At 72.2% G+C, this 25,560-nt stretch carries 24 protein-coding genes; 19 read left to right on the plus strand and 5 right to left on the minus strand.

Annotated elements, in window-relative coordinates; all coding sequences use genetic code 11:
- The first annotated feature begins 25 nt into the window (after positions 1 to 25).
- The 12 genes from H9X71_RS03870 to rplL all read left to right on the plus strand — a co-directional run bounded on the left by H9X71_RS03870 (position 26) and on the right by rplL (position 11,971).
- The gene (locus H9X71_RS03870; protein ID WP_191148413.1) at positions 26 to 514 is read left to right on the plus strand and encodes a PH domain-containing protein; all 489 of its coding nucleotides are present in this window, start codon (positions 26 to 28) and stop codon (positions 512 to 514) included.
- The gene (locus H9X71_RS03875) at positions 511 to 2,307 is read left to right on the plus strand and encodes a PH domain-containing protein (protein ID WP_191148414.1); all 1,797 of its coding nucleotides are present in this window, start codon (positions 511 to 513) and stop codon (positions 2,305 to 2,307) included. Before H9X71_RS03870 ends, H9X71_RS03875 begins: the two co-directional genes overlap by 4 nt.
- A complete protein-coding gene (locus H9X71_RS03880) occupies positions 2,304 to 3,065 on the plus strand; it encodes a Rossmann-like and DUF2520 domain-containing protein (protein WP_191148415.1) in 762 nt (253 codons plus the stop codon). Before H9X71_RS03875 ends, H9X71_RS03880 begins: the two co-directional genes overlap by 4 nt.
- A gap of 42 nt (positions 3,066 to 3,107) precedes the next feature.
- On the plus strand, positions 3,108 to 3,986 hold the full coding sequence (gene panC / locus H9X71_RS03885; RefSeq protein WP_191148416.1) for a pantoate--beta-alanine ligase: 879 nt from the start codon (positions 3,108 to 3,110) through the stop codon (positions 3,984 to 3,986).
- Positions 3,987 to 4,136: 150 nt separating this feature from the next.
- The gene (gene lysS / locus H9X71_RS03890) at positions 4,137 to 5,672 is read left to right on the plus strand and encodes a lysine--tRNA ligase (RefSeq protein WP_191148417.1); all 1,536 of its coding nucleotides are present in this window, start codon (positions 4,137 to 4,139) and stop codon (positions 5,670 to 5,672) included.
- Between the two features lie 8 nt (positions 5,673 to 5,680).
- Positions 5,681 to 5,806, plus strand: coding sequence for a hypothetical protein (locus H9X71_RS15020; protein ID WP_268904803.1), 126 nt, complete (start codon positions 5,681 to 5,683; stop codon positions 5,804 to 5,806).
- 21 nt (positions 5,807 to 5,827) lie between these two features.
- A complete protein-coding gene (locus tag H9X71_RS03895; RefSeq protein WP_191148418.1) occupies positions 5,828 to 6,010 on the plus strand; it encodes a hypothetical protein in 183 nt (60 codons plus the stop codon).
- A gap of 151 nt (positions 6,011 to 6,161) precedes the next feature.
- Positions 6,162 to 8,672 (plus strand): ATP-dependent Clp protease ATP-binding subunit, encoded by a 2,511-nt coding sequence (locus H9X71_RS03900; RefSeq protein WP_191148419.1) that lies wholly within the window; start codon positions 6,162 to 6,164, stop codon positions 8,670 to 8,672.
- Between the two features lie 159 nt (positions 8,673 to 8,831).
- Positions 8,832 to 9,719 carry an NAD-dependent epimerase/dehydratase family protein gene (locus H9X71_RS03905; RefSeq protein WP_191148420.1) on the plus strand — a complete coding sequence of 296 codons (888 nt, stop codon included), beginning with the start codon at positions 8,832 to 8,834 and terminating at the stop codon, positions 9,717 to 9,719.
- Complete coding sequence (locus tag H9X71_RS03910) at positions 9,716 to 10,693, plus strand: aldo/keto reductase (protein WP_191148421.1); 978 nt, start codon at positions 9,716 to 9,718, stop codon at positions 10,691 to 10,693. The genes H9X71_RS03905 and H9X71_RS03910 overlap by 4 nt, the downstream gene beginning before the upstream one ends.
- A 303-nt stretch (positions 10,694 to 10,996) precedes the next feature.
- Complete coding sequence (gene rplJ / locus H9X71_RS03915; RefSeq protein WP_191148422.1) at positions 10,997 to 11,512, plus strand: 50S ribosomal protein L10; 516 nt, start codon at positions 10,997 to 10,999, stop codon at positions 11,510 to 11,512.
- A 75-nt stretch (positions 11,513 to 11,587) separates the two neighbouring features.
- Positions 11,588 to 11,971 (plus strand): 50S ribosomal protein L7/L12, encoded by a 384-nt coding sequence (gene rplL, locus H9X71_RS03920; protein WP_012037546.1) that lies wholly within the window; start codon positions 11,588 to 11,590, stop codon positions 11,969 to 11,971.
- Positions 11,972 to 12,067: 96 nt separating this feature from the next.
- On the opposite strand, the gene H9X71_RS03925 is transcribed toward rplL, so the two are convergent.
- A complete protein-coding gene (locus H9X71_RS03925) occupies positions 12,068 to 13,132 on the minus strand; it encodes a helix-turn-helix transcriptional regulator (protein WP_244961759.1) in 1,065 nt (354 codons plus the stop codon).
- A gap of 36 nt (positions 13,133 to 13,168) precedes the next feature.
- Positions 13,169 to 13,687 (minus strand): hypothetical protein, encoded by a 519-nt coding sequence (locus H9X71_RS14855; RefSeq protein ID WP_244961760.1) that lies wholly within the window; start codon positions 13,685 to 13,687, stop codon positions 13,169 to 13,171.
- A gap of 171 nt (positions 13,688 to 13,858) precedes the next feature.
- On the opposite strand from H9X71_RS14855, the gene H9X71_RS03930 reads away from it, so the two are divergent.
- Together H9X71_RS03930 and H9X71_RS03935 are read left to right on the plus strand one after the other, a co-directional pair.
- Positions 13,859 to 14,344, plus strand: a complete 486-nt coding sequence (locus tag H9X71_RS03930; RefSeq protein WP_191148423.1) for a MarR family winged helix-turn-helix transcriptional regulator — start codon at positions 13,859 to 13,861, stop codon at positions 14,342 to 14,344.
- A gap of 68 nt (positions 14,345 to 14,412) precedes the next feature.
- On the plus strand, positions 14,413 to 15,645 hold the full coding sequence (locus H9X71_RS03935; protein WP_191148424.1) for an MFS transporter: 1,233 nt from the start codon (positions 14,413 to 14,415) through the stop codon (positions 15,643 to 15,645).
- 39 nt (positions 15,646 to 15,684) lie between these two features.
- On the opposite strand, the gene H9X71_RS03940 is transcribed toward H9X71_RS03935, so the two are convergent.
- Positions 15,685 to 16,704 (minus strand): LacI family DNA-binding transcriptional regulator, encoded by a 1,020-nt coding sequence (locus H9X71_RS03940; RefSeq protein WP_191148425.1) that lies wholly within the window; start codon positions 16,702 to 16,704, stop codon positions 15,685 to 15,687.
- A gap of 314 nt (positions 16,705 to 17,018) precedes the next feature.
- Here H9X71_RS03940 and H9X71_RS03945 point away from each other — a divergent pair, with 314 nt between their 5' ends.
- The 4 genes from H9X71_RS03945 (at position 17,019) to H9X71_RS03960 (ending at position 22,470) form a co-directional block, all read left to right on the plus strand.
- Positions 17,019 to 18,392 (plus strand): ABC transporter substrate-binding protein, encoded by a 1,374-nt coding sequence (locus H9X71_RS03945; protein WP_191148426.1) that lies wholly within the window; start codon positions 17,019 to 17,021, stop codon positions 18,390 to 18,392.
- A 117-nt stretch (positions 18,393 to 18,509) separates the two neighbouring features.
- Positions 18,510 to 19,481 (plus strand): carbohydrate ABC transporter permease, encoded by a 972-nt coding sequence (locus H9X71_RS03950; protein ID WP_191148427.1) that lies wholly within the window; start codon positions 18,510 to 18,512, stop codon positions 19,479 to 19,481.
- Positions 19,478 to 20,467, plus strand: a complete 990-nt coding sequence (locus H9X71_RS03955) for a carbohydrate ABC transporter permease (RefSeq protein ID WP_191148428.1) — start codon at positions 19,478 to 19,480, stop codon at positions 20,465 to 20,467. Before H9X71_RS03950 ends, H9X71_RS03955 begins: the two co-directional genes overlap by 4 nt.
- A gap of 122 nt (positions 20,468 to 20,589) precedes the next feature.
- Complete coding sequence (locus H9X71_RS03960) at positions 20,590 to 22,470, plus strand: ABC transporter ATP-binding protein (protein ID WP_191149070.1); 1,881 nt, start codon at positions 20,590 to 20,592, stop codon at positions 22,468 to 22,470.
- A gap of 22 nt (positions 22,471 to 22,492) precedes the next feature.
- Here the strand turns inward: H9X71_RS03960 and H9X71_RS03965 are convergent, their stop codons facing one another.
- Both H9X71_RS03965 and H9X71_RS03970 read right to left on the minus strand, forming a co-directional pair.
- The gene (locus H9X71_RS03965; RefSeq protein WP_191148429.1) at positions 22,493 to 23,257 is read right to left on the minus strand and encodes a DUF305 domain-containing protein; all 765 of its coding nucleotides are present in this window, start codon (positions 23,255 to 23,257) and stop codon (positions 22,493 to 22,495) included.
- Positions 23,258 to 23,259: 2 nt separating this feature from the next.
- Positions 23,260 to 24,003 (minus strand): thioredoxin-like domain-containing protein, encoded by a 744-nt coding sequence (locus tag H9X71_RS03970; RefSeq protein WP_191148430.1) that lies wholly within the window; start codon positions 24,001 to 24,003, stop codon positions 23,260 to 23,262.
- A 170-nt stretch (positions 24,004 to 24,173) separates the two neighbouring features.
- On the opposite strand from H9X71_RS03970, the gene H9X71_RS03975 reads away from it, so the two are divergent.
- On the plus strand, positions 24,174 to 25,538 hold the full coding sequence (locus H9X71_RS03975; RefSeq protein ID WP_191148431.1) for a cystathionine beta-synthase: 1,365 nt from the start codon (positions 24,174 to 24,176) through the stop codon (positions 25,536 to 25,538).
- Positions 25,539 to 25,560 lie beyond the last annotated feature (22 nt).

Genomic DNA, 25,560 nt, shown 5'->3' on the forward strand with positions numbered 1-25,560 from the left:
ACCGCAGCACCATCGGAGGAGCACCGTGACCGCGAACGTCGACCCGCACGGCGTCCAGTGGCGCCGCGTCTCCCCGCGCCTCGTCGGCGTCGAGCTGGTGGGCGGCGTGATCACCGCCCTCGTCCTCGGCGGCGTCGCGGCCTTCCTCCTCTCCGTCGACGCGCCCGGCTGGCTGCCGATCGTGCTCGGCGCCGCCGCGCTCGTCGAGCTCGCGGTGACCCTGGTGATCGTCCCGCGCCGCGTCCGCGCCATGGGCTACCAGCTGCGCGAGGACGACCTCGTGTTCCGCCGCGGCATCATGTGGACGCGCATCGTCGCCGTGCCGTACGGGCGGATGCAGCTCGTCGACATCACGCGCGGCCCCGTCGGCCGGGTCCTCGGCCTCGCGGACCTGAAGCTCGTGACCGCGGCGGCCTCGGCCGCCATCCAGATCCCGGGCCTCGCGAACGCCGACGCGGAGGAGCTCCGCGACCGGCTCGTGGCCCTCGCCGAGACGCGCCGGGCCGGGCTGTGACGGCGACGCCCGAGGGGCCCTCGGCGGGCGACCCGGTCGCCGCCGCGCCCGCCGTCCCCGCCGCCGAGGCGCGCATCGCGGAGGAGCTGACCGACGGCGGCTGGCACCGCCTCCACCCCGCCACGCCCCTGCTGCGCGGCGGCGTGGTGTTCCTCATCGCCATCGGCTTCCTCGTGTCGTCCCTGCGCGAGCAGATCGTCGAGCGCTTCGTCCCCGGCCAGGACGAGTCGGGCGGCGAGGGCGACCTCATCCCGTGGCTCGTCGAGTCGGGCGGCCTCCTCTGGGCGGTCCTCGGCCTCCTCGCCTTCACGCTGCTCGCGGTCGGCGTCTCCTACCTCTCGTGGCGGATGCACACGTTCCGCGTGACGGAGGAGACCGTCGAGGTGCGCAGCGGCATCCTCTCGCGCACGAACCGGCGCGCCCGGCTCGACCGGATCCAGGGCGTCAACATCACGCGCCCCCTCGTCGCGCGGCTCATCGGCGCGGCCAAGCTCGAGATCCAGGTGGCCGGCAACGACGCCAACCTGCCGCTGCACTACCTCCGCTCCCGCGACGCCGACGCGTTCCGGCTCCGCGTGCTGCGGCTCGCGTCGGGCGCGCGGGCGGAGGCGGCCGGATCCGCCCCCGCGGCCGCCCCCGGCGCTCCCGCCCGCGGGTTCGTCGGCTCCCGCGTCGACGACTTCCTCGCCCCCGAGCTCGACCCGGACGCCGCCCCGCCGCAGTCCGTCGTGCGCATCCCGATCCCGCGGCTGATCGGCGCCGTGCTGCTCTCCGGCCCCACCGTGGTGCTCGTGCTGTTCGTGGCCGTCGGGATCCCGCTCATCGTCCGCTTCGAGGCCTGGTACCTGCTCGTGCCGCTGCTGCCGACGCTCCTCGGATCCGCCGGCTTCTTCGTCCGGCGCATCACGCGCTCGCTCCGCTACAGCGTCGCCGGCACGCCCGACGGCGTGCGCGTCGGCTTCGGCCTGCTCTCCACGAGCAACGACACCATCCCGCCCGGCCGGATCCACGCGGTCGAGGTCGTGCAGCCGCTGCTCTGGCGGAAGGCCGGCTGGTGGGAGATCCGCATCACGCGCGCCTCGCACTCCTCGGCCCCCGGGGCCGCCGGCCAGCAGAACACGTCGATCCTCCCGGTGGGCGACCGCGGCGACGTCGACCGCGTGCTCGGCCTCGTCCTCCCGCACCTCGTGGGCGAGGACGCGCTCGCGCTCATCGGCACGGGCATGACGGGCCGCGGCGGCGCCGACGACGGCTTCACGACGTCGCCCCGACGCGCGTGGATCCTCAAGCCGTTCTCCTGGCGCCGCACCGGCTTCGCGGTCGACGACTCCGCCTTCCTCGTGCGCCGCGGCGTGATCTGGCGCCGCCTGGTCGTCGTGCCGCACGCGCGCACGCAGGGCGTCGACCTCACCCAGGGCCCCATCGACCGCCGGCTCGACCTCGTCTCCGTCCGCGCCGCCACCGTCGCCGGACCCGTCGACACCCGCCTCGGCGCCATCGACCGCGCCACGGGCGTCGAGCTGTCGGCCCGGCTGGTGCGCGCGGCGGTGGCGTCCGCGGGATCCGACACCTCCGACCGCTGGGGCGCGGAGGCCGCGAGCTGGCCGGCGCCGGGGTCCGCGGCAGCAGACCCGTCGTGGGCGCCGCCCGTCGCCGAGCCCGCCCTGCCCGTCGCCGAGACCGCGCCGCCCGCGGCAGAGCCGGCGCCGCCCGCGGCCGAGCCCGCGCCGCCCGCGGCCGAGCCCGCATCGCCCGCCCCGCGTCACCGATCCACCCCCGAGGACCCCGCATGACCGACCCGTCCCAGCGTTCCGGCCGCCTCGGCGTCGGCATCATCGGCGCGGGCCGCGTCGGCCCCGTCCTCGGCCTCGCGCTCGCGGGCGCCGGCCACGCCATCACGGGCATCTCCGCGCTGTCGGAGGCGAGCCTCGAGCGCGCCGAGACGATGCTCCCCGAGGTCCCCGTGCTCGACATCCCCGAGATCGTCGAGCGCAGCGAGCTCGTGATCCTCGCGGTCCCCGACGCCGAGCTGCCCGGCCTCGTCTCCGGGCTCGCGGCGCTCGGCGCGTGGCAGCCCGGCCAGCTGGTGATGCACACGTCGGCCGCGCACGGGATCCAGGTGCTCGCGCCCGCGTTCGCCGCCGGCATCATCCCGCTCGCCATCCACCCGGCGATGTCGTTCACCGGCACGAGCATGGACCTCAGCCGCATGCTCGACAGCTGGTTCGCCGTGACGGCCCCCGCGCCCGTGCTCCCCATCGCGCAGGTGCTCGTGGTGGAGATGGGCGGCGAGCCCGTGGTCGTGGAGGAGCGGGACCGCGCCGCGTACGCCGAGGCGATCGCCACCGCGACCGCGTTCTCCTCCGCGATCGTCGACCAGGCGACGGGCCTCCTCGCGGGCATCGGCGTGGAGGAGCCCGGCCGCGTGCTCGGCCCGCTCATCCGCTCGGCCGTCGACGACGCCCTCCGCCGCTCCTCCCCGGCCGGCGGCCAGCGCCTCACCACGGGCGACGTCCCGCGTCCGACGGACGACGGGCCCGACGCGGACTAACCTGTCCTGTCGCCCGTCCCCACCCGCAAGGAGCACCACGGCATGACGATCCCCGCGCCCACCGTCGTCACCGGCATCGCCGAGCTGCGCGCCCGCGTCCGCGAGCACCGCGCCGCCCGCGCCGCCGCCGGCGAGGAGGCCGTCGTCGTCCTCGTCCCCACCATGGGCGCGCTGCACGAGGGCCACCTCGCGCACGCCCGCCGCGCCCGCGAGCTGGGCTCCCTCGTCGTCGTGTCGATCTTCGTGAACCCGCTGCAGTTCGGCGCCGGCGAGGACCTCGACGCGTACCCGCGCACGCTCGACGCCGACGTCGAGGCGCTCGCCGCCACCGGCGTCGACCTCGTGTTCGCGCCCTCCGCGGCGGAGATGTACCCGGACGGCCCGGCGCGCATCCGCGTCACGGGGGGATCCGTCGCCCTCGCGCTCGAGGGCCGCTCCCGCCCCGGCCACTTCGACGGCATGCTCACCGTCGTCGCGAAGCTGCTCCACGTCTGCTCGCCCGACGTCGCCACGTTCGGCCGCAAGGACGCGCAGCAGCTCCACCTCGTGCGCCGCATGGTCCGCGACCTCGACCTGCCCGTCCGCATCGAGGAGCTGCCCACGGTGCGCGAGCCCGACGGCCTCGCCCTCTCCAGCCGCAACCGCTACCTCGACGACCGCGAGCGCCGCGCCGCCCGCGTCATCCCGGCCGCGCTCGAGGCGGCCCAGAGCGCCGGATCCCGCGGCATCGACGCCGTCATCGCCGCCGCGCAGTCCGTCGTGATGGGGGAGCCGGCCGTCGCGCTCGACTACTTCCAGGTGGTGGATCCCGCCACCTTCGAGTCCGTCGACGACGGCTTCACGGGCGTGGCGCTCGCCGTCATCGCGGCCCGCGTCGGCACCACGCGCCTCATCGACAACGAGACCGTCGTCATCGCCTGACCCGCGGCCCGCGTCGCCGCGCCCCTGCCGGGCGCGGGCGCGGACCCGCCCGCCGTCGCGCCCGTGCCCGCGCCCCCTCCGCACCTGCGAGAATCGACGGGAGGCCGTCCGGCCGAGACGCCCCTTCGACCCGCGAGGATCCGCCCGCACATGACCGACAGCCCGTCAACGCCCGCGACCACCCCGACGCCCGCCGCCGTGGAGGAGTCCGTCGAGGACATCGCCGAGCAGAAGGCCGTGCGCCTCGCCAAGCGCGCCCGCCTCGAGGCCGCTGGCGGTCCCGGCGGCGGCGCGTACCCCGTGCAGGTCCCGGTCACGACCACCATCCCCGCGGTCCGCGCGGAGTTCAGCCACCTCGAGCCCGGCCAGGAGACCGACCACGTCGTGGGGCTGGCGGGCCGCGTCGTCCACTTCCGCAACACCGGCAAGCTCTGCTTCGCCACGCTGCAGGCGGGCGACGGCACGCGCATCCAGGCCATGATCTCGCTCGCCGAGGTCGGCGAGGAGGCGCTCGCGGCCTGGAAGGAGCTCGTCGACCTGGGCGACCACGTCTTCGTCGCCGGCCGCGTCATCGCGAGCCGCAAGGGCGAGCTGTCGATCATGGCCACCGAGTGGCGCATCGCGTCGAAGGCCCTGCTGCCCCTGCCGAACCTGCACTCGGAGCTGTCCGACGAGACCCGCGTCCGCAGCCGCTACCTCGACCTCATCGTCCGAGACCAGGCGCGCAAGAACGTCCTCGACCGCGCGAAGGTCAACGCCTCCATGCGCGAGACCTTCCGCCAGCGCGGCTACGTCGAGGTCGAGACGCCCATGCTGCAGGTGATGCACGGGGGCGCCTCGGCTCGCCCCTTCGTCACGCACTCCAACGCCTTCGACACCGAGATGTACCTCCGCATCGCGCCCGAGCTCTACCTCAAGCGCGCGGTCGTCGGCGGCATCGACCGCGTCTTCGAGATCAACCGCAACTTCCGCAACGAGGGCGCCGACAGCACCCACAGCCCCGAGTTCGCGATGCTCGAGGCGTACGAGGCCTACGGCGACTACACCTCCATCGCCGAGCTCACGCAGACCCTCGTGCAGGACGCGGCGATGGCCGTGGCCGGCAGCCACGTCGTCACGTGGGCCGACGGCACCGAGTACGACCTCGGCGGCGAATGGGACCGCATCTCCATGTACGGCTCGCTGAGCGAGGCCGCCGGCGTCGAGGTCACGCCGGCCACCACGGTCGACGAGCTGCAGGCCATCGCCGACCGCGAGGGCGTCGTCGTGCCGCTGAGCACGCACGGCAAGCTCGTCGAGGAGCTATGGGAGCACTTCGTGAAGGGCGGCCTCGAGCGCCCCACCTTCGTGCTCGACTTCCCCGTGGAGACGTCGCCGCTCACGCGCGCGCACCGTTCCATCGAGGGCGTCGTCGAGAAGTGGGACCTCTACATCCGCGGCTTCGAGCTGGCCACCGGCTACTCCGAGCTCGTGGATCCCGTCGTGCAGCGCGAGCGCTTCGTCGACCAGGCCCGCCAGTCGGCGCGCGGCGACGACGAGGCCATGCCGCTCGACGAGGAGTTCCTCCGCGCGCTCGAGCACGGCATGCCGCCGTCGGGCGGCATGGGCATGGGGGTCGACCGGCTCCTCATGGCCATCACCGGCCTCGGCATCCGCGAGACCATCCTGTTCCCCCTAGTGAAGTAGGCACAGCAATGCCCCTCGGCCCCAACGGCACCGACCCCAAGAAGCCCACCACCGCGCGCTACGCCCTCTGGATCATCGTGGGCGGCATCGCCGTCGCGTTCATCGTGCAGGGCCTCGTCGGCATCCTCACGTAGATCGCGGCGTATCCTTCTCGCATGGATGCTTTCTGGGCGAGCGCGATCTGGTCGATCCTCCCCACCCTCGGCGTGGGGCTGATCTTCTGGTTCATCATGCGCGCCGTCATCCAGGCGGACAAGCACGAGCGGAAGGCCTACGCCGCCATCGAGGCGAAGGAGCGCGCCCGGATGGGCGTGCCCGCGCCCGACGCCGACCGCTAGGAGCGCATCGCGCGGGGTCCGCCCGCACCCGATCCGCCGCTCGACGCATCGCGTCACGCCCACGGCGAACAGGGGCATGCACTGCTCGAACCCGTCGTTACTCTCTACATATCGGCGCCGGCCCCCTGCCCCGGTGCCCAGGGAGATACAGATGTTCGAGAGATTCACCGACCGCGCTCGTCGCGTCGTCGTCCTGGCCCAAGAAGAGGCCAAGATGCTCAACCACAACTACATCGGGACCGAGCACATCCTGCTCGGCCTCATCCACGAGGGCGAAGGCGTGGCCGCCAAGGCCCTGGAGTCGCTCGGCATCTCCCTCGATGCCGTCCGCGAACAGGTCCAGGACATCATCGGCCAGGGCCAGCAGCAGCCCACGGGTCACATCCCGTTCACGCCGCGCGCGAAGAAGGTCCTGGAGCTGTCGCTCCGCGAGGCCCTCCAGCTCGGCCACAACTACATCGGCACCGAGCACATCCTGCTCGGCCTGATCCGCGAGGGCGAGGGCGTCGCCGCGCAGGTCCTCGTCAAGCTCGGCGCCGACCTCAACCGCGTGCGCCAGCAGGTCATCCAGCTCCTGTCCGGATACCAGGGCAAGGAGGCCGTCGCCGTCGGCGGCGAGCAGCAGCAGAGCCAGCAGGCGGGCTCCACGGTCCTCGACCAGTTCGGGCGCAACCTCACGCAGGCCGCGCGCGACGGCAAGCTCGACCCCGTCATCGGGCGCGAGAAGGAGATCGAGCGCGTGATGCAGATCCTGTCGCGCCGCTCCAAGAACAACCCCGTCCTCATCGGCGAGCCCGGCGTCGGCAAGACCGCCGTCGTCGAGGGCCTGGCGCAGGCCATCGTCAAGGGCGACGTCCCGGAGACGCTGAAGGACAAGCAGCTCTACACGCTCGACCTCGGCTCGCTCATCGCCGGGTCCCGCTACCGCGGCGACTTCGAGGAGCGCCTCAAGAAGGTCACCAAGGAGATCCGCACCCGCGGCGACATCATCACCTTCATCGACGAGATCCACACCCTCGTCGGCGCGGGTGCCGCCGAGGGCGCGATCGACGCGGCCAGCATCCTCAAGCCGCTCCTCGCGCGCGGCGAGCTGCAGACCATCGGCGCCACGACGCTCGACGAGTACCGCAAGCACTTCGAGAAGGACGCAGCCCTCGAGCGCCGCTTCCAGCCGATCCAGGTGCACGAGCCCTCGCTGCCCCACACGATCAACATCCTCAAGGGGCTGCGCGACAAGTACGAGGCGTTCCACAAGGTGTCCATCACCGACGGCGCCATCGTCTCGGCGGCGAACCTCGCCGACCGCTACATCGCCGACCGCTTCCTGCCCGACAAGGCCATCGACCTGATCGACGAGGCCGGCGCCCGCCTGCGCCTCTCGATCCTGTCGGCCCCGCCGGAGCTGCGCGAGTTCGACGAGCGCATCTCCACGGTCCGCGTGGCCAAGGAGACCGCCATCGAGGACCAGGACTTCGAGAAGGCCGCGAGCCTGCGCGACGAGGAGAAGAACCTCCTTGGCGAGCGCCTCCGCCTCGAGAAGCAGTGGCGCTCGGGCGACGTCCGCACCACCGCCGAGGTCGACGAGGGCCTGATCGCCGAGGTTCTGGCGCAGGCCACGGGCATCCCGGTGTTCAAGCTCACGGAGGAGGAGTCCTCGCGGCTCGTCTTCATGGAGAAGGCCCTGCACCAGCGCGTCATCGGCCAGGAGGAGGCCATCTCGGCCCTCTCGAAGACCATCCGACGCACCCGCGCCGGCCTCAAGGACCCGCGTCGTCCCTCGGGATCGTTCATCTTCGCCGGCCCCACGGGCGTCGGCAAGACGGAGCTCGCGAAGGCCCTGGCGGAGTTCCTCTTCGACGACGAGGACGCCCTCATCTCGCTCGACATGAGCGAGTACGGCGAGAAGCACACCGTGAGCCGCCTCTTCGGCGCCCCTCCCGGATTCGTCGGCTTCGAGGAGGGCGGCCAGCTCACCGAGAAGGTGCGCCGCAAGCCGTTCTCCGTGGTGCTCTTCGACGAGATCGAGAAGGCCCACCCGGACATCTTCAACTCGCTGCTCCAGATCCTGGAGGAGGGACGCCTGACGGATGGCCAGGGCCGCGTGGTCGACTTCAAGAACACGGTCATCATCATGACCACCAACCTCGGCACCAAGGACATCACGGGTGCCCCGGTCGGGTTCCAGGTCGAGAACAACGCCGCGAACTCCTACGAGCGCATGAAGGGCAAGGTCAGCGAGGAGCTGAAGAAGAACTTCAAGCCCGAGTTCCTCAACCGCGTGGACGACACCATCGTCTTCCCGCAGCTGTCGAAGCCCGAGCTGCTCCAGATCGTCGACCTGTTCGTGAAGCGCCTGTCGGACCGCATGATGGACCGCGACCTCACGATCACGCTCGAGACCGCCGCGAAGGAGCGCCTCATCGAGGTCGGCTTCGACCCGTCGCTCGGCGCCCGGCCCCTGCGCCGTGCGGTGCAGCACGAGGTGGAGGACCGCCTGTCGGAGAAGATCCTGCAGGGCGAGCTCAACGCGGGCGACCACGTGCACGTGGACTACGTGGACGGCGAGTTCACGTTCGTCACCACGCAGCGCGAGGGGCTCACGGTCGGCGCCGGCATCGGCACCGGATCCGGCACCCCCGACCTCGCGATCACCAGCGACTAGCACGACGCACCACCACGACGGCCCGTCGTCCCCGAGAGGGGGCGGCGGGCCGTCGCCGTGTCCCCGGGCTGCGGGTGTGCTCCATCCCGCTGTCGTCCCCCGCGGCCGCGGGCCAGGATGGACGGGGGCGGAACCGCCCCACGAAGGAGATGCTCGCTGATGAGAATTGCCGTCACCGGAGGCTCGGGGAAGCTCGGCCGCCACGTCGTCGCCGACCTGCGCGCCCATGGACACGAAGTCACCAACATCGACCAGGCGGGGGAGCGCGGATCCGGCTACGTCCGCGTCGACACCACCGACTACGGCCAGGTGGTCGACGCCCTGTTCGGCGTGCAGGACCTGCACGACGGGTTCGACGCCCTCGTGCACCTGGCCGCGATCCCGGCCCCCGCGATCCGGAGCGACGTGGAGACGTTCCACAACAACATGCTCACGAGCTTCAACGTCTTCCAGGCCGCGCGCCGGGCCGGCATCACGAAGGTCGTCTACGCCTCCAGCGAGACGGTGCTCGGCCTGCCGTTCGACGTGCCGCCGCCCTACATCCCCGTCGACGAGGAGTACCCGGCCCAGCCGAACAGCACCTACTCGCTCGTGAAGCACCTCGAGGAGCAGATGGCGATCGAGCTGTGCCGCTGGGATCCGGAGCTCCAGGTCACCGCGCTCCGCTTCTCCAACGTCATGGACGTCGAGGACTACGAGCGGTTCCCGGGCTACGACGACGACGCGCTCGCGCGCAAGTGGAACCTGTGGGGCTACATCGACGGCCGCGACGGCGCGCAGGCGGTCCGCAAGGCGCTCGAGCACGACGGGACCGGCTTCGACCGCTTCATCGTCGCGAACGCCGACACCGTGATGAGCCGCTCCTCCGCCGAGCTCGCCGCCGAGGTCTTCCCCGGCGTCGAGGTCCGGAAGGAGCTGGACGAGCACGAGACGCTGCTCTCCATCGACAAGGCCCGCCGGATCCTCGGCTACGAGCCCGAGCACACCTGGCGCGACCACGCGCCGGCCACCGCGGGCGACGACCCGGTCGCGGGACACCCGTCGTGAGGTACGTCCGCCTGGGCAGCACCGGCACGGAGGTATCGGCCATCGCCCTCGGCTGCATGAGCTACGGCGAGCCGACGCGCGGCAACCACGCGTGGACGCTCTCCGAGGAGGACTCGCTGCCGCTCATCCGGCGCGCGGTCGAGCTCGGGATCACGTTCTTCGACACCGCCAACGTGTACTCCGACGGGTCGAGCGAGGAGATCACCGGGCTCGCCCTGAAGGCGCACACGCGGCGCGAGGAGGTCGTGATCGCCACGAAGGTGCACGGCGCCATGGGGGAGGGGCCCAACTCGCGCGGGCTGTCGCGGAAGCACATCATGTGGCAGATCGACGAGAGCCTGCGCCGCCTCGGGACCGACTACGTGGACCTCTACCAGATCCACCGGTTCGACCCCGCGACGCCGCTCGAGGAGACCCTCGAGGCGCTCGACGACCTGGTGCGCGCCGGCAAGGTGCGCTACCTGGGCGCGTCGTCGATGGACGCGTGGCGGTTCTCGAAGGCGCTGCACCTGCAGCGCGAGCACGGCTGGGCGCGCTTCGTCACGATGCAGGACCACTACAACCTCGTGAACCGCGAGGAGGAGCGCGAGATGCTGCCCCTCTGCGCGGACGAGGGCGTGGGATCGCTGCCGTGGAGCCCGCTCGCCCGCGGCCGCCTCACCCGCGACTGGGACGCGACGACCGACCGCAGCGAGACGGACGAGTTCGGCAAGACGCTCTACGCCGCGCAGGAGGACTCCGACCGCCGGGTCGCCGCCGCCGTCGCCTCCGTCGCCGAGGCGCGCGGGGTGCCGCGCGCCCAGGTCGCGCTCGCGTGGGTGTCGCGGAACCCCGTCGTCACCGCGCCCATCGTGGGCGCCACGAAGGTGTCGCACATCGAGGACGCGGTCGCGTCGCTCGACCTCGAGCTCACGGACGACGAGGTCGCCCTGCTCGAGGAGCACTACGTGCCGCACGCGGTCGTCGGCTACTAGTCGCGCCGCCGGGGCCGCCCGCGCCCGCCGAGTTGCGCGGGCGGTCCCCGTCCCCTACTCTGAACGGAGCCACAGACCGCTGGTCGTCGGCGTGCCCCCGCGAGGGGATGCGCCGGACGAAGGTTCACTCATGTGAAGGCCCGCGCAGGTGATCGAAGCACGATGCAGCGCATGCCCCGAGGGCCTGCGCCACACTCCCGCTCCGGCCTCCTGTGCCGGAGCGTTTCTCATGTGCGGAGCCGGGGGCTGCCAGCACCTCGCACCGCTTCCGCGGTGTCGGGGAACCACGTGATAAGGAGTGCCATGGCGAACAAGGAAGCCTCGGTCGCCGAGCTCGCGGACAAGTTCCGCAGCTCGAACGCCGTTCTGCTCACCGAGTACCGCGGTCTCACCGTTGCCCAGCTCAAGCAGCTGCGGAAGACCATCAGTGCGGACGCGACCTACGCCGTGGTGAAGAACACGCTGACCAAGATCGCGGCGAACCAGGCGGGGATCTCGTCGTTCGACGACGAGCTCGTCGGCCCGTCCGCGATCGCCTTCGTGCACGGCGACACCGTCGCCGTCGCGAAGGCGCTGCGTGCCTTCACCAAGGCCAACCCTCTTCTCGTCGTGAAGGGCGGTTACTTCGACGGCAACCCCCTGACGGCGGACGAGGTGAACAAGCTCGCCGACCTCGAGTCGCGGGAGGTGCTGCTCGGCAAGCTGGCCGGCGCCTTCAAGGCCTCGCTCTTCGGCGCGGCGTACCTGTTCAACGCACCGCTCTCGCAGGCCGTCCGCACCGTCGAGGCGCTGCGCGAGAAGCAGGAATCGGCTCAGTAGCACCCCTCGGGTCCCATCCCCGGGGCGCGATGCACTGATCCAACGAGACACCACACCAACCCAAGGAGAATCATCATGGCAAAGCTCTCTAACGACGAGCTCATCGAGGCCTTCAAGGAGCTCACGCTCATCGAGCTCAGCGACTTCGTCAAGAAGTTCGAGGAGGTCTTCGAGGTCACCGCCGCGGCCCCCGTCGCCGCTGCCGCCGCCCCCGGCGCCGCTGCCCCCGCCGAGGAGGTCGAGGAGAAGACCGCGTTCGACGTCATCCTCGAGGCCGCCGGCGACAAGAAGATCCAGGTCATCAAGGAGGTGCGCGCCCTCACCAGCCTCGGCCTCGGTGAGGCGAAGGCCCTCGTCGACGGAGCCCCCAAGGCCGTCCTGGAGGGCGCCAACAAGGAGGCCGCCGACAAGGCGAAGGCCCAGCTCGAGGCCGCGGGCGCGACGGTCACCGTCAAGTAGCTCGCACCACCGCACAGCGCTCAGGGCGCCGATCCCCCCGGGGGTCGGCGCCCTGCGTCGTCCCCGGGGTCGTGCGGGAGGGCGAAGCGCAGCGGGTCAGTCGGATCCCGGCCGCAGGTCGTGCCCGAGCGCCCGCGCCCGGTCCACCGCCTCGGCGCGGGTGGAGGCGTCGAGCTTCCGGTAGGCGCTCCGCACGTGCGACTTCACGGTGTTGGGCGAGATGAACAGCCGGGCCGCGATGCCCGCCACGGTCAGCCCCTCCGCGAGGCACGCGACGATGGCGCGCTCGCGCTCGCTCAGCGGATCGACCGGGACGGCGTCCACCGGCACGCGGTCGGCGCGGATGCGCTCGAGCATCCGGCGCACGTCGGGCAGCTGGTCCCGTTCCAGCGCCCGGTCGAGCAGCTCCGTCGTGGCGGTGGCCGGGAACACCGCGAACGGCCGCAGGATCCCGGTGGTCGTCGCCTGCCGCGCCGCCCGGTCGAGCGCGTGGTCGCTGCGCGCGTGGTCGCCGAGCCCGCGGTGCGCCGCGGCGACCACCAGGAGGACGTCGACGAGGGTCCGCCCCGAGTGGCCGTCGCCGAGCGCCAGGCAGCCCGCGACCTCCGCGAGGGCACCCGCGTGGTCGTCGGCGAGCACGCGCAGCCGGCCCGCGACCATGGCGGGGCAGGTGGAGTGGTGCTCGGTGGGCGCGACCGTGCGGAGGAGGTCCCACGCGGCCGCCGTCTGGCCGAGGTGCGCGAGCAGGGACGCGCGCAGCACGTCGCGCATCACGGGCAGCGGCCCGTGCTCCTGCCAGGCCGTGCCGAGGTTGTGCAGGCGGCGGAGGTGGTCGAGCGCGTCGAGCCGGAGGCCGCGGATCGCGTCGACGGTCGCCTCGGCGTAGCAGCCGAGCAGCTCCCAGTCCGTGCCGGCGCAGGCCGGCCGGAGGTCGTCGAGGAGCGCGCGGGCCTCGTCGCGTCGGGTCGCGTCGACGGCGAGGAGCGCGGCCGCGATCTCGGCGGGCGCCCGGAAGCCGCTCCGCGCGAGCGCCGCCCCGGCCTCGTCGTCCGAGAGGAGCTCCCGCGCCTGCCGCACGAGGTCCTCCGCCTCCGCGACCTCGCCGAGGCAGTAGGCGACGTAGGCGAGCGCGCCCCGGCACTCGAGGCGGTCGGACCGCACCAGGTGGCGCTCGGACAGCGCCTCCGCCGTGCGCAGCTAGTCGCGCGCCGCCGTGAACGCCCCGAGGTGGGCGAGCACCAGCCCCTGCTGGAGCGCGGCGGACGCCTGCAGCGAGATGCGGGTGCCGAGGGGGATGCCGCGCTCCGTGTCGAGGATCCGCCGCGCCTCGGCGACGGACGCGCGCGCCTCCGCGAGCTGGCCCACCCGGCGGTCGCCCGCGGCGCGGTGCACGAGGACGGCGGCGCGGACGACCGGCGGGGGCGGCGGGTCGGCGGTGAGCAGCAGGTCGACGGCGGAGCGGTAGGGGAGCGACGCCCGGCGGTCGGCCTCGGAGGAGCCGCGGTGCGTCGCTGCCATGCCGGCGACGAGCCAGGCGTCGTCCTCCCATGCTCCGGGGGCGATGCGGTCGTAGAGGTCGCGGATCCGGCGCGGGTGCAGGTCGACGTGCTGCGGCCAGGACCCGGCGAGCGCGTGCGCGGCGGCGGCCGGATCCCCGCGCTCGAGCGCCTCGTCGACGGCGCGCTCCAGGACCTCGACGGGTTCGACGTCGGCCATGGCACCTCCTGCGGCCCGCGGCGCGCTTCCACCGGTGGTCCCACGTTAGGACGGTCGGACCGCGACGACCGCGGCGGGCACGATCGCTGTCCGCTCGCGGGACCCCCAGCTCGGGGCGACCGCGACCGCGACCGGCTCGACATATGCATAGCCTGGCTATACGATGGATCCATGACCTCGACCGAGCCCGACCTCCGCGCGCTCCTCGGCGACCTCGTCACGGCGGGCCACCGCCTCACGCGCCTCGCGGCGCACGAGGTCGGCGGCGCGAGCTCGCCCGCCATCTGGCGCACGCTCTCCGTGCTCGCGACCTGGCCGGGCGGCATGCGCCTCGGCGTCCTCGCCGAGCGCAGCCGCGTCTCGCAGCCCACGACCACCAAGATCGTGCGCTCGCTCGTCAGCCAGGGCTGGATCGCGCAGGTGACGGACCCGTCCGACGCCCGCGCGACCCTGCTCGAGATCACGACGGCCGGCCGCGCCGCGCTCGACGACTGGCGCGACCGCCTGGCGACCGCGCTCGTGCCGCGCTTCGCCGACCTGCCGGCCGACGACGTGGCCGTGCTCGCGCGCGCCGTCGAGGTCGTCATGGCGCGCATCGACGACGCACCTGCGTCGCCGCCGGCCCCAGCGCCGGCCTCCGCGCCTACCGGCGGCTGAGCCCCTCGGCGGCGCCGTCCGCACGACCATCCCCACCCGCACCGATCCCAGGAGGCGACACCGCACCCGTGTCCACCCAGCAGCACGCGTCGTTCCGCGACGTCTTCCACCAGCCCCGCTCCGTCTTCGCCGTCGCCTTCGCGTGCGTCATCGCGTTCATGGGCATCGGGCTCGTCGACCCGATCCTCCCCGCCATCGCCGAGAGCCTCGACGCCACCGCCACCGAGGCCGAGCTCCTGTTCACGAGCTACCTGCTCGTGACCGGCCTCGCGATGCTCGTCACCAGCTGGATCTCCAGCCGCATCGGCGCCAAGCGCACGCTCCTCATCGGCCTCGCGATCATCGTGGTCTTCGCGGCCGCGGCGGGCCTCTCGCAGGACGTGGAGTCCGTGATCGGCTTCCGTGCCGGCTGGGGCCTCGGCAACGCGCTCTTCATCTCCACGGCGCTCGCCACCATCGTGGGCTCCGCGTCCGGCGGCACGGCGTCGGCCATCATGCTCTACGAGGCCGCGCTCGGCCTCGGCATCGCGATCGGCCCGCTGCTCGGCGGCCTCCTCGGCAGCTGGAGCTGGCGCGGCCCGTTCTTCGGCACGGCGACCCTCATGGCGCTCGGCTTCATCGCGATCCTCGCCCTCCTCGGCAGGGACGACGCGCCCCGCGCGCCCATGCGCCTGTCGGCCCCGCTGCGGGCGCTCCGCACCCCGGCCCTCGCCGTCCTCGCGGCCGCCGCGCTCTTCTACAACATCGGGTTCTTCGTGCTGCTCGCCTACACGCCGTTCCCGCTGGGCTTCGACGCCATCGGCCTCGGCCTGACCTTCTTCGGCTGGGGCGTCGGCCTCGCGATCACGTCGGTGCTCGTCGCGCCGCTGCTCACCCGGCGCATGGCCCGCACGTCGGTCCTCCGGCTCGTGCTCCCGCTGCTCGCCGCCGACCTCGCCGCCGCGGGCCTCGTGGTCCGGTCGGCGACCGGGCTCGTGGTCTGCGTCATCGTCGGCGGGCTCCTGCTCGGCGTGCTCAACACCGTGCTGACCGAGTGCGTGATGGAGGCGACGGACCACCCGCGGAGCGTCGCGTCGTCCGCCTACTCGTCGGTGCGCTTCCTCGGCGGCGCCATCGCCCCGCCCGCGGCCACCGAGCTCGCGAACCTCTTCTCGGACGCGACGCCCTACTACGCGGCGGCCGGATCCGTGCTCGTCGCCCTCGTGATCGTCGTCGCCGGGCACCGCTGGCTCCGCCGCGTCGACGCCGGGCCGGTCGACGCGCTCGAGGAGGCGCAGGCGGTCACCGCCGGCGGCAGCTGACCCGGATCCCGCTCCCCGCGCCCCCGGTCCTGCCCGCCCTCACGGCGCGGGCGGGGCCGGGGGCGCCGTCGTGCTCGTCCGGGCGGCGAAGTCGACGGGCATCGTCACGGTGCGCTCCGCGGCCCCGCCCGGCGCGAGCCCTGCGAGCACCATCGCCACGGCCGCCGCGCCCTGCGCGCGCGGGTGCTGCTCGATCGTCGTCAGGCCGAACAGCGGCGCGAGCGCGTGCCCGTCGATCCCCGCCACGGACAGCTCGGCCGGAACGGCGATCCCCAGCTGCCGCGCCGCGAGGATCGTGCCGATGGCGATCTCGTCGCTGGCCGCGAACACCGCAGTCGGCCGGGTGCGCGGGTCGGCGAGCAGGAGCATCGCCGAGCGGAAGCCGCCGTCGATGGTGAAGTCGGCCGTGGCGAAGCGCGCCTCGAGGCCGCGCGGATCCGCGTCCATCGCCGCCCGGTACCCCGCCAGCCGCTTCGCGTGCACGAAGAACGCCATCTGCGCGTGCAGGTCCCCGCCGAGGTGCACGACGCGCGCGTGCCCGAGGCTCAGGAGGTGCTCGGTCGCGAGGCGCGCGGCGGCCTCGTCGTCGATGCTCAGCGTGCTCATGCCCTCGACCGGCCCGCCGACGCCCACCAGCGGCTTGTCGAGCGAGCGCAGCCGCACCACCTCGGACGCGGTGAGCGCGACGCTCACGGCGATGACGGCGTCGACCCGCTTCCGCACCAGGAAGTACTCGAAGACCTTGCGGCGCTGCTCCGGGTCGTCCGTGAGGCGGTAGAGCGTGAGGTCGTAGTCGGCCTCGATGAGCGCCTCCTCGATCCCCTCGAGCAGCTCCGCGAAGAACCACCGGTTGATGAACGGCAGCACGACGCCCACGTTCTTCGACTGGCCGGTCACGAGGCTCGACGCGTTCGAGGAGACCACGTACCCGATCTCGGCGGCCGCCTCGGCGACGCGCGCACGGGTGCCGGGGGAGACGTAGCCCCGCCCGCTCAGCGCGCGGGACGCGGTGGCCTTGGAGACCCCGGCCAGCCGGGCGACGTCGGCGATGGCGCTCATCGCCCTCCCTCCCTCGGGTCCCCGGGCGCGTCGTCGCGCCGATCACGCCGACTGGAAGCGGTTCCAGGATGCGCGGGGGTCGAGTCCGATGATGGCCCATCCCCGACGCGAGCGCACACGCGGCCGCCGGCAGGGAGACCGTTTCGTTATCGGATCCGCCTTGCCGTCCCCTGCGAGCTCCCCTACATTGACCTGTGGAACCGGTTCCCTACGGGGAGGAAACACCGGTCCGGGCGACGGCGCCTCACCCGCCGACGCGCGCACCACAGGACGGCGGGTCAGCCCCGCATCCACTCGATGAAGAGGAGACGCACATGGGCCACGCCCCATTCCGACGTCGCTTCGCGGCACCCCTCGCAGCGGTCGGCATCGCCGGCCTCGCGCTCACGGGATGCACGGGCGACATCGCGGCCGAGGACGCCGCGGACACCGACTGCACGCCGTACTCGTCGTACGGCACGTTCGACGGGGCCGAGGTCAGCATCGGCGGCACGATCCAGGACGACGAGGCCGACCGCCTCGTGGAGTCCTGGAAGGACTTCCAGACCTGCACGGGCATCACCGTCAACTACCAGGGCACCAAGGAGTTCGAGGCGCAGATCGCGGTCCTCGCCGAGGGCGACTCGGCTCCGGACATCGGCATCATCCCGCAGCCGGGCCTGTTCAACGTGCTCGCGTCGAAGGGCTACCTGCAGGCCGCGCCCGCCGCGGTCGAGGAGAACGTCGACACGGGCTGGTCCACCGACTGGAAGGGCTACGGCACCGTCGACGGCACCTTCTACGGCGCGCCGCTCATGGCGAGCGTCAAGGGCTACGTCTGGTACTCGCCGAGCGAGTTCGAGGAGAAGGGCTACGAGATCCCGAAGTCCACCTCCGAGCTCATGGACCTCACCGCGAAGATCGCGGCGGACTCCGGCGGCGACGCCGACAAGAAGCCGTGGTGCGTCGGCATCGGCTCCGGCGACGCCACCGGCTGGCCGGGCACCGACTGGATCGAGGACTACGTGCTCCGCGAGGCCGGACCGGAGACCTACGACAAGTGGGTGTCGCACGAGATCCCGTTCAACGACGCCGCGATCGCGAAGGCCTTCGACAGCGTCGGCGAGATCATCAAGGACCCGGACTACGTCAACGGCGGCCTGGGCGACGTCTCGTCGATCATCTCCACGGAGTTCGGCGACGCCGGCCTCCCGATCCTCGACGGCACGTGCTCGCTGCACCACCAGGCCTCGTTCTACGAGGGCTTCTGGAAGAAGGCCGACGGCACCGACGCGAAGGTCTCGCCCGACGGCGACGTCTACGCGTTCCTGCTGCCGCCCGCGAACGAGGGCGACGCGACGGCCGTGACCGGCGGCGGCGAGCTCGTCGGCGCGTTCAAGTCGAGCGACGAGATCACCGCGGTGCTCTCCTACCTCTCGAGCGACACCTGGGCGAACAACCGCGTGAAGCTGGGCGGCGTCATCAGCGCGAACAAGGGGCTCGACCCCGAGAACGCGTCGAGCGACATCCTCAAGCAGAGCATCACGATCCTGCAGGACCCGAACGCGACGTTCCGGTTCGACGGCTCGGACCTCATGCCCGGCGCGGTCGGCACCGACTCCTTCTGGAAGGGGATCGTCGGCTGGCTGAGCGGCGACTCGACCCAGAAGACGGTCGACGCCATCGAGTCGAGCTGGCCCGCGTCCTGATCGACCGCCGGCCCTGAGGGGTCGGCACCATCCAGCTGACCGCTGGACCCGACGGGGCCGCCGCGCACGTGCGGCGGCCCCGCTCCCGCATCCCCCGACCCGAAGGGCGAGACGTCCATGACGACCGCTGATCTGATCGGCAAGATCCTCCAGGTGGTGGCCGCGCTGGCCGTCTTCGCCGTGGTGATCGGGCTGATCCTCTTCCTCATCGACAAGGCGCCGAAGCGCGGCCGCGACTGGGTGCAGCTCGGCGCGTTCGTGCTCCCCGCGCTGATCCTCCTGGCCGTCGGCCTCGTCTACCCGGCCTTCCGCACGACGCTGCTGGCCTTCCGCGACAACAGCGGCGAGTGGGCGGGCCTCGACAACTTCGTCTGGATGTTCACCCAGCCGTCCGCGCTGCGGACGCTGCTCAACACCGTCATCTGGGTGGTCTTCGTGCCGCTGCTGTCGACGGCCATCGGCCTCGCCTACGCGGTCTTCATCGACAAGTCCCGCGGCGAGAAGTACTTCAAGGCCCTCGTGTTCATGCCGATGGCCATCTCCTTCGTCGGCGCCGGCATCATCTGGCGCTTCGTCTACGACTACAAGTCGGGGGACAACGAGCAGATCGGCCTCCTCAACCAGATCCTCGTCTGGCTCGGGCAGGAGCCCGTGCAGTGGCTGCAGACCTCGCCCATCAACACGGCGCTGCTCATCATCGTGATGATCTGGATCCAGACCGGCTTCGCCATGGTCGTGCTCTCCGCGAGCATCAAGGGCGTGCCCACCGAGCAGATCGAGGCCGCGCAGCTCGACGGGACGAACGCGTGGGAGCGGTTCGTGAACGTCACGCTGCCGGGCATCCGCGGATCGCTCGTCGTGGTCGTCACCACCATCTCGATCGCGACGCTCAAGGTGTTCGACATCGTCCGCACCATGACCGCCGGCAACTTCGAGACGAGCGTCATCGCCAACGAGATGTACACGCAGGCGTTCCGCGCCGGCGAGCAGGGCCGCGGCTCCGCGCTCGCGATCGTGCTGTTCCTCATGGTGCTGCCGATCGTCATCTACAACGTCCGCGTCATGAGCAAGCAGAGGGAGATCCGATGAGCGTCGCACCCGCCGACCTGCCCGTCGCCGACCGGGGGACCCGCCGCGGCGCCATCGAGCAGGCGGCCTCCGTCGGCGCGAAGAGCCGCCGCGTCAAGAACCGCCTCACCTCCCGGCGCGCCACGGTCGCGGCGCTCATCATCGCCGTGCTCTGGACCCTGCCGACGTTCGGCCTGTTCATCTCGTCGTTCCGCCCCGCCGGTCTGATCCAGACCACGGGCTGGTGGACGATCTTCCAGAACCCGGGCTTCACGCTCGACAACTACCAGGACGTGCTGCTGTCGACGTCCCAGTCGTCGCCGCAGCTGGGCTCGTACTTCGTCAACTCGCTCGCCATCGCGATCCCCGCGACGCTGTTCCCGCTCGTGATCGCGTCGATGGCCGCGTACGCCTTCGCGTGGATCAAGTTCAAGGGCTCGAACTTCCTGTTCGTGCTGATCTTCGCGCTGCAGATCGTGCCGCTGCAGATGGCGCTCATCCCGCTGCTGCAGATGTTCACGCGGACGCTCCGCCCGCTGCAGGAGGCCGTGCACGGCGTGATCCCGCTCATCCCCGAGCAGGGCTACCTGCCGGTGTGGGTGGCGCACACGATCTTCGCCCTGCCGCTCGCGATCTTCCTGCTGCACAACTTCATCTCGGAGATCCCGGGCGAGGTCATCGAGGCGGCCCGGGTCGACGGCGCCAGCCACGGCCAGGTGTTCTTCCGCATCGTGCTGCCGCTGGCGCTGCCGGCCATCGCGTCCTTCGCGATCTTCCAGTTCCTCTGGGTCTGGAACGACCTGCTGGTGGCGCTCATCTTCTCGGGCGGCACGGCCGACGTCGCGCCGCTCACGCAGCGCCTGGCGGAGCTCACGGGGACGCGCGGGCAGGACTGGCAGCGGCTCACAGCGGCGGCGTTCGTGTCGCTCATCGTCCCGCTCATCGTGTTCTTCAGCCTCCAGCGCTACTTCGTGCGCGGCCTCCTGGCGGGCTCCACGAAGGGCTGATCCGACCCGACGCCACCGGCCCGGTCGTCCGCTCGCGCGGGTGGCCGGGCCGTCGTCGTCCGCCCCGCGCCGGGTGGTCGGGGGAGATCCCCCACGGGCGTAAAATCGCCGGAATGACGAGGATGGGCGACATCGCCGCGGGCGGCGGGATGCGCGGGGGCGGCGGACGCCGCGGACGGGTGAGCGCGGCCGACGCGGAGGCGCAGCGGAAGGCCAACGCCGAGGCGCCGCGCGTCGAGAACCTGCTGGGCCGGATCGCGGAGCTGTTCCAGCCGCACCGCCGGGCGCTGATCCTCACGATCGTGCTCGTGCTGGTCGGCGCGGGCCTCACCGTGGTGCCGCCGCTGCTCACGCAGCAGGCGTTCGACCGTGGGCTCTTCCCGCCCACCGGCGGCCCCGACATCCCGGTGCTCGTCGAGCTCGTCGCGATCATGATCGCCATCTGGGTCGTGGGCGCGGGGCTCGGCGTCTGGCAGACCTACCTCACCGCCACCGTCGGCAACCGGGTCATGGGATCCATGCGCGTCGACCTCTTCCGCCACCTGCAGAGCATGGAGCTCGGCTTCTTCACGCGCACCAAGACGGGCGTGATCCAGTCCCGCCTCCAGAACGACGTCGGCGGCGTGGCGGCGGTCCTCACCAACACGGTCTCGAGCGTGCTCGGCAACACCGTGACGGTCATCGCGGCGCTCGTCGCGATGCTCGTGCTCAACTGGCAGCTGACCCTCGTCGCCGTCGTGCTCATGCCCGTGCTCGTGATCGCGCAGCGCCGCGTCGGCCAGGTGCGGGCGCGGATCGCGTCGAGGACGCAGGAGTCGCTCTCCGACATGACCGCCATCACGCAGGAGACGCTGTCGGTCTCCGGCATCCTGCTGTCGAAGAGCTTCAACCGGCAGGGCGCGGAGACCGCGCGCTACGAGGCCGAGAACCGCACGCAGATCCGGCTGCAGGTGAGCCAGCAGATGAGCGGGCAGTGGTTCTTCGCGCTCGTGCAGATATTCCTCTCCATCATCCCGGCCATCGTCTACGTGGTCGCGGGCTTCCTCATCACGGGCGGCGTCGAGGTGACGGCGGGCACGATCGTCGCCTTCACGACCGTGCAGGCCCGCCTCATGTGGCCGCTCATCGGCCTGATGCGCGTGGCCCTCGACCTGCAGACCTCCGGCGCCCTCTTCGCCCGCATCTTCGAGTACCTCGACCTCGAGCCCGCGATCCGCGACCGGCACGACGCGCGTCCCGTGCCGGACGGGCCCGCGCTCGGCCGCGTCGCGTTCGACGGCGTGCGCTTCTCCTACCCGGACACGCGGCCCGGCGAGCGGCCGACGCTCGACGGCATGTCGTTCGAGATCCAGCCGGGGCAGTTCGCGGCGTTCGTCGGCCCCTCGGGTGCGGGCAAGACCACCGTCTCCTACCTGATCCCGCGCTTCCACGACGTGACGGGCGGCCGCGTGCTGTTCGCCGGCGCCGACGTGCGGGAGCTCGAGCAGGAGTCGCTGCTGGAGAGCATCGGCATCGTGAGCCAGGAGACCTACCTCTTCCACGCGACCATCGGCGACAACCTCCGGTACGCCCGGCCGGACGCCACGCAGGAGCAGATCGAGCGGGCGGCGGAGGCGGCGAACATCCACCGCACCATCGAGTCCTTCCCCGACGGCTACGACACGCTCGTGGGGGAGCGCGGCTACCGGCTCTCCGGCGGCGAGAAGCAGCGCATCGCCATCGCGCGCGTGCTGCTCAAGGACCCGGCCGTGCTGATCCTCGACGAGGCCACGAGCGCGCTCGACGCCGTCTCCGAGCGCGTCGTGCAGCAGGCCCTCGACACGGCGTCGCGCGGGCGCACGACCATCGCCATCGCCCACCGGCTCTCGACCGTGGTCGACGCCGACGTGATCTTCGTCGTGGTGGCCGGCCGCATCGTGGAGCAGGGCACGCACGCCGAGCTGCTCGCCCGCCGCGGCGAGTACGCGCGCCTCTACAGCGACCAGCGCACCGAGGCGGCCTGAGCCCGGATCCGGGCGGGTCGGGTCAGGACCGCGCGTCCAGCAGCTGCTGCATGTAGAGGATCTCCTTGTCCTGCACCATGACCATGCCGGTGGCGAGGTCGGCGACGAGGGGGTTCCGCGACCGGTCGAGGAGGGCCTGCGCCATCTCCACGCCGCCGCGGTGGTGGGCGATCATGAGCGTGAGGTACTTCCGCTCCGCCTCGACGCCCGTCAGGCCCTGCAGCTCGTCGAGGTCGGCCTGCGACGCGAGGCCCGGCATGGTGGCGCCGGGCGTCATGTCCATGGCCGAGTGGTCGGCCTCGCCGTCGAGCGTCGGCAGCGTCATCCACGTCATGCGCGGCTGCGACGGCGCCTGGTCGAGGCCCCACGAGGTGAGGAAGGCGTACATCTGCCCGGCCTGCTGGGCCTGCGCCTGCGCGATGTCCTGCGCGATGAGCTTGACCTCGGGGTCGTCCGTGCGGTCGATGATCATGAGCGACATCTGCACGGCCTGCTCGTGGTGCACCTGCATGTCGCGGGAGAACCCCGCCTCGGCGCTGTTCGTGCTCGGGGTGAGCGCCGACACGGGCGCCGTGACGCGACCCACGAGGAGCCCGGCGACCACGAGCGCGACCGCGACGATGCCGGCGGCGAGGCCGATGCGGATCCGGCGGCCGCGGGCGCGCGACTCCTCGCCGTGCGCGACGAGGCCCTGGAGCTCCTCCTCGCGGATGTCGTCGTCCGGGACGTGGTCGACGACCACGTCGCCGTCCGGCCGGTCGACGGCGTCGGACCCGCGGTCGGCCACGATCAGCTGACCCGGCCCTCGCCCTCGAGGGCGCCGGTGCACGCGGCACCGGCCTCGGGGGCGTTCGGGCTCTTCCAGTACTTGGCCATGAAGTCCTTGATGCGCTGGTCGTCGACCGAGTCGACCTTGACCTGCGCGCCCCACGCCGACAGCGCGATGGGGGTGTCGAGGCCCTCGTACGGCGACATGGTGACGTAGCCGCCGAACGACTCCGCGTACTTCTGGAGGTCCGACAGGTCGTCGCCCGTGACCTTCGCGGCGTCGTAGGTGATCCACACGGCGCCGTGCTCGAGGTCGTGCACCGCGTTCTCGTTCGGCTGCGGCTGGTCGTAGACGCCGCAGTTCAGCCACATGGCGTTGTGCTCGCCGCCGGCCGGCGGGCTCATGCCGTCGTACTTCGCGGCGTAGTCGACGGTGCCCTGCACGTGCGTGCTGGGGAGCGAGTCCCACGTCTGCAGGCCCTGGATGGAGATGTCGTCCGGGTCCTGCTTCGGCGTGCCGCTCGAGACGACGACGCCGATGACGATCGCCACCACGGCGACGGCCGCCACGGATCCCGTGATGATGCCGATGAGCCGGTTGCGGCGCGCGCGGTCCTGCTGCTTCTTGAGGGCCGCCACCTTCTCGGCGCGGCGGGCCTCGCGCTGCTGCTTGACCGTGAGGTCCTTCTGGGCCTGCTTGGCGGTCGGCGGGACGGGCCGTCCGCTCGTGTCGCCGGAGGGCGTGGTGTCGTCGCGTCGCGCCACGGAGGGTCCTTCTCTGCTGGGGGAATGTGCGCCCAGGGTACCGGCTCGGGCTGGGCGGACCCTGCTCGGGTGCCGCCCGGACGCCCCGTAACACGGCGCGGGGGCGCGCCTAGACTGGATGAGCGGGGCCCGCCGGACCGCACACCTCATACCCGGGAGCACCACCACACGTGAAGTACGCCGACACGATCCTCGACCTCATCGGGAACACCCCGCTCGTGAAGCTCAACAAGGTGGTCGAGGGCATCTCGGCGACCGTCCTGGTGAAGGTCGAGTACCTCAACCCGGGCGGCAGCGCCAAGGACCGCATCGCCACGCGCATCATCGACGCGGCCGAGCGCGACGGGAAGCTCCAGCCCGGCGGCACGATCGTCGAGCCGACCTCGGGCAACACGGGCGTCGGCCTCGCGCTCGTCGCGCAGCAGCGCGGCTACCGCTGCGTGTTCGTGCTGCCCGACAAGGTCGGCGAGGACAAGCGCAACGTGCTCACGGCGTACGGCGCCGAGATCGTCGTCACGCCCACCTCGGTCGCGCCCGACCACCCCGACTCCTACTACTCGGTGAGCGACCGGCTCGCGCGCGAGATCCCCGGGGCCTTCAAGCCCGACCAGTACTCCAACCCCAACGGGCCGCTCAGCCACTACGAGACCACGGGTCCCGAGATCTGGCGCGACACCGAGGGCGAGATCACGCACTTCGTCGCGGGCGTCGGCACGGGCGGCACCATCAGCGGCGTCGGCCGGTACCTCAAGGAGGTGTCGGAGGGGCGCGTGCGCATCGTCGGCGCCGACCCCGAGGGCTCGGTCTACTCCGGCGGCACCGGCCGCCCGTACCTCGTCGAGGGCGTGGGCGAGGACTTCTGGCCGGCCGCGTACGACCCCGACGTCGTCGACGAGGTCATCGCGTCGAGCGACCAGGAGTCGTTCGACATGACCCTGCGGCTCGCCCGCGAGGAGGGCCTGCTCGTCGGCGGATCCAGCGGCATGGCCGTGGTCGCCGGGCTCAAGGCCGCGAAGCACCTCGGCCCCGACGACGTGATGGTGATCCTCCTGCCCGACGGCGGCCGCGGCTACCTCGGCAAGATCTTCAACGAGAGGTGGATGCAGTCGTACGGCTTCGCCCGCGTCAACGGCCAGCGCACGGTCGCCGACGTCATGAGCGCCAAGACCGGCAGCCTCCCCGACCTCGTGCACGCGCACCCGAGCGACACCATCCGCGACGCGATCCGCATCATGACCGAGTACGACGTCTCGCAGCTCCCCGTCCTCTCGGCCGAGCCGCCCGTCGTGATGGGCGAGGTCGCCGGCGCGGTCGACGAGCGCAGCCTCCTGGAGCTCGTCTTCAGCGGCCGCGCCCAGCTCACCGACCGGGTCGGCGCGTTCACGGGCGAGCCGTTCGGGCTCATCGGCGTGAACGAGACGGTCCCCGACGCGTGGAGCGCGCTCGGGACCGCCGACGCCCTCATGGTGAGCGACGGCGGCAAGCCCGTGGGCGTCCTCACGCGGCACGACCTCCTCACCTACCTCACCGACTGATCCGCCGGCCCCGGCCCGCATC

The organism is Clavibacter zhangzhiyongii (genome assembly GCF_014775655.1).
Classification (GTDB): domain Bacteria; phylum Actinomycetota; class Actinomycetes; order Actinomycetales; family Microbacteriaceae; genus Clavibacter; species Clavibacter zhangzhiyongii.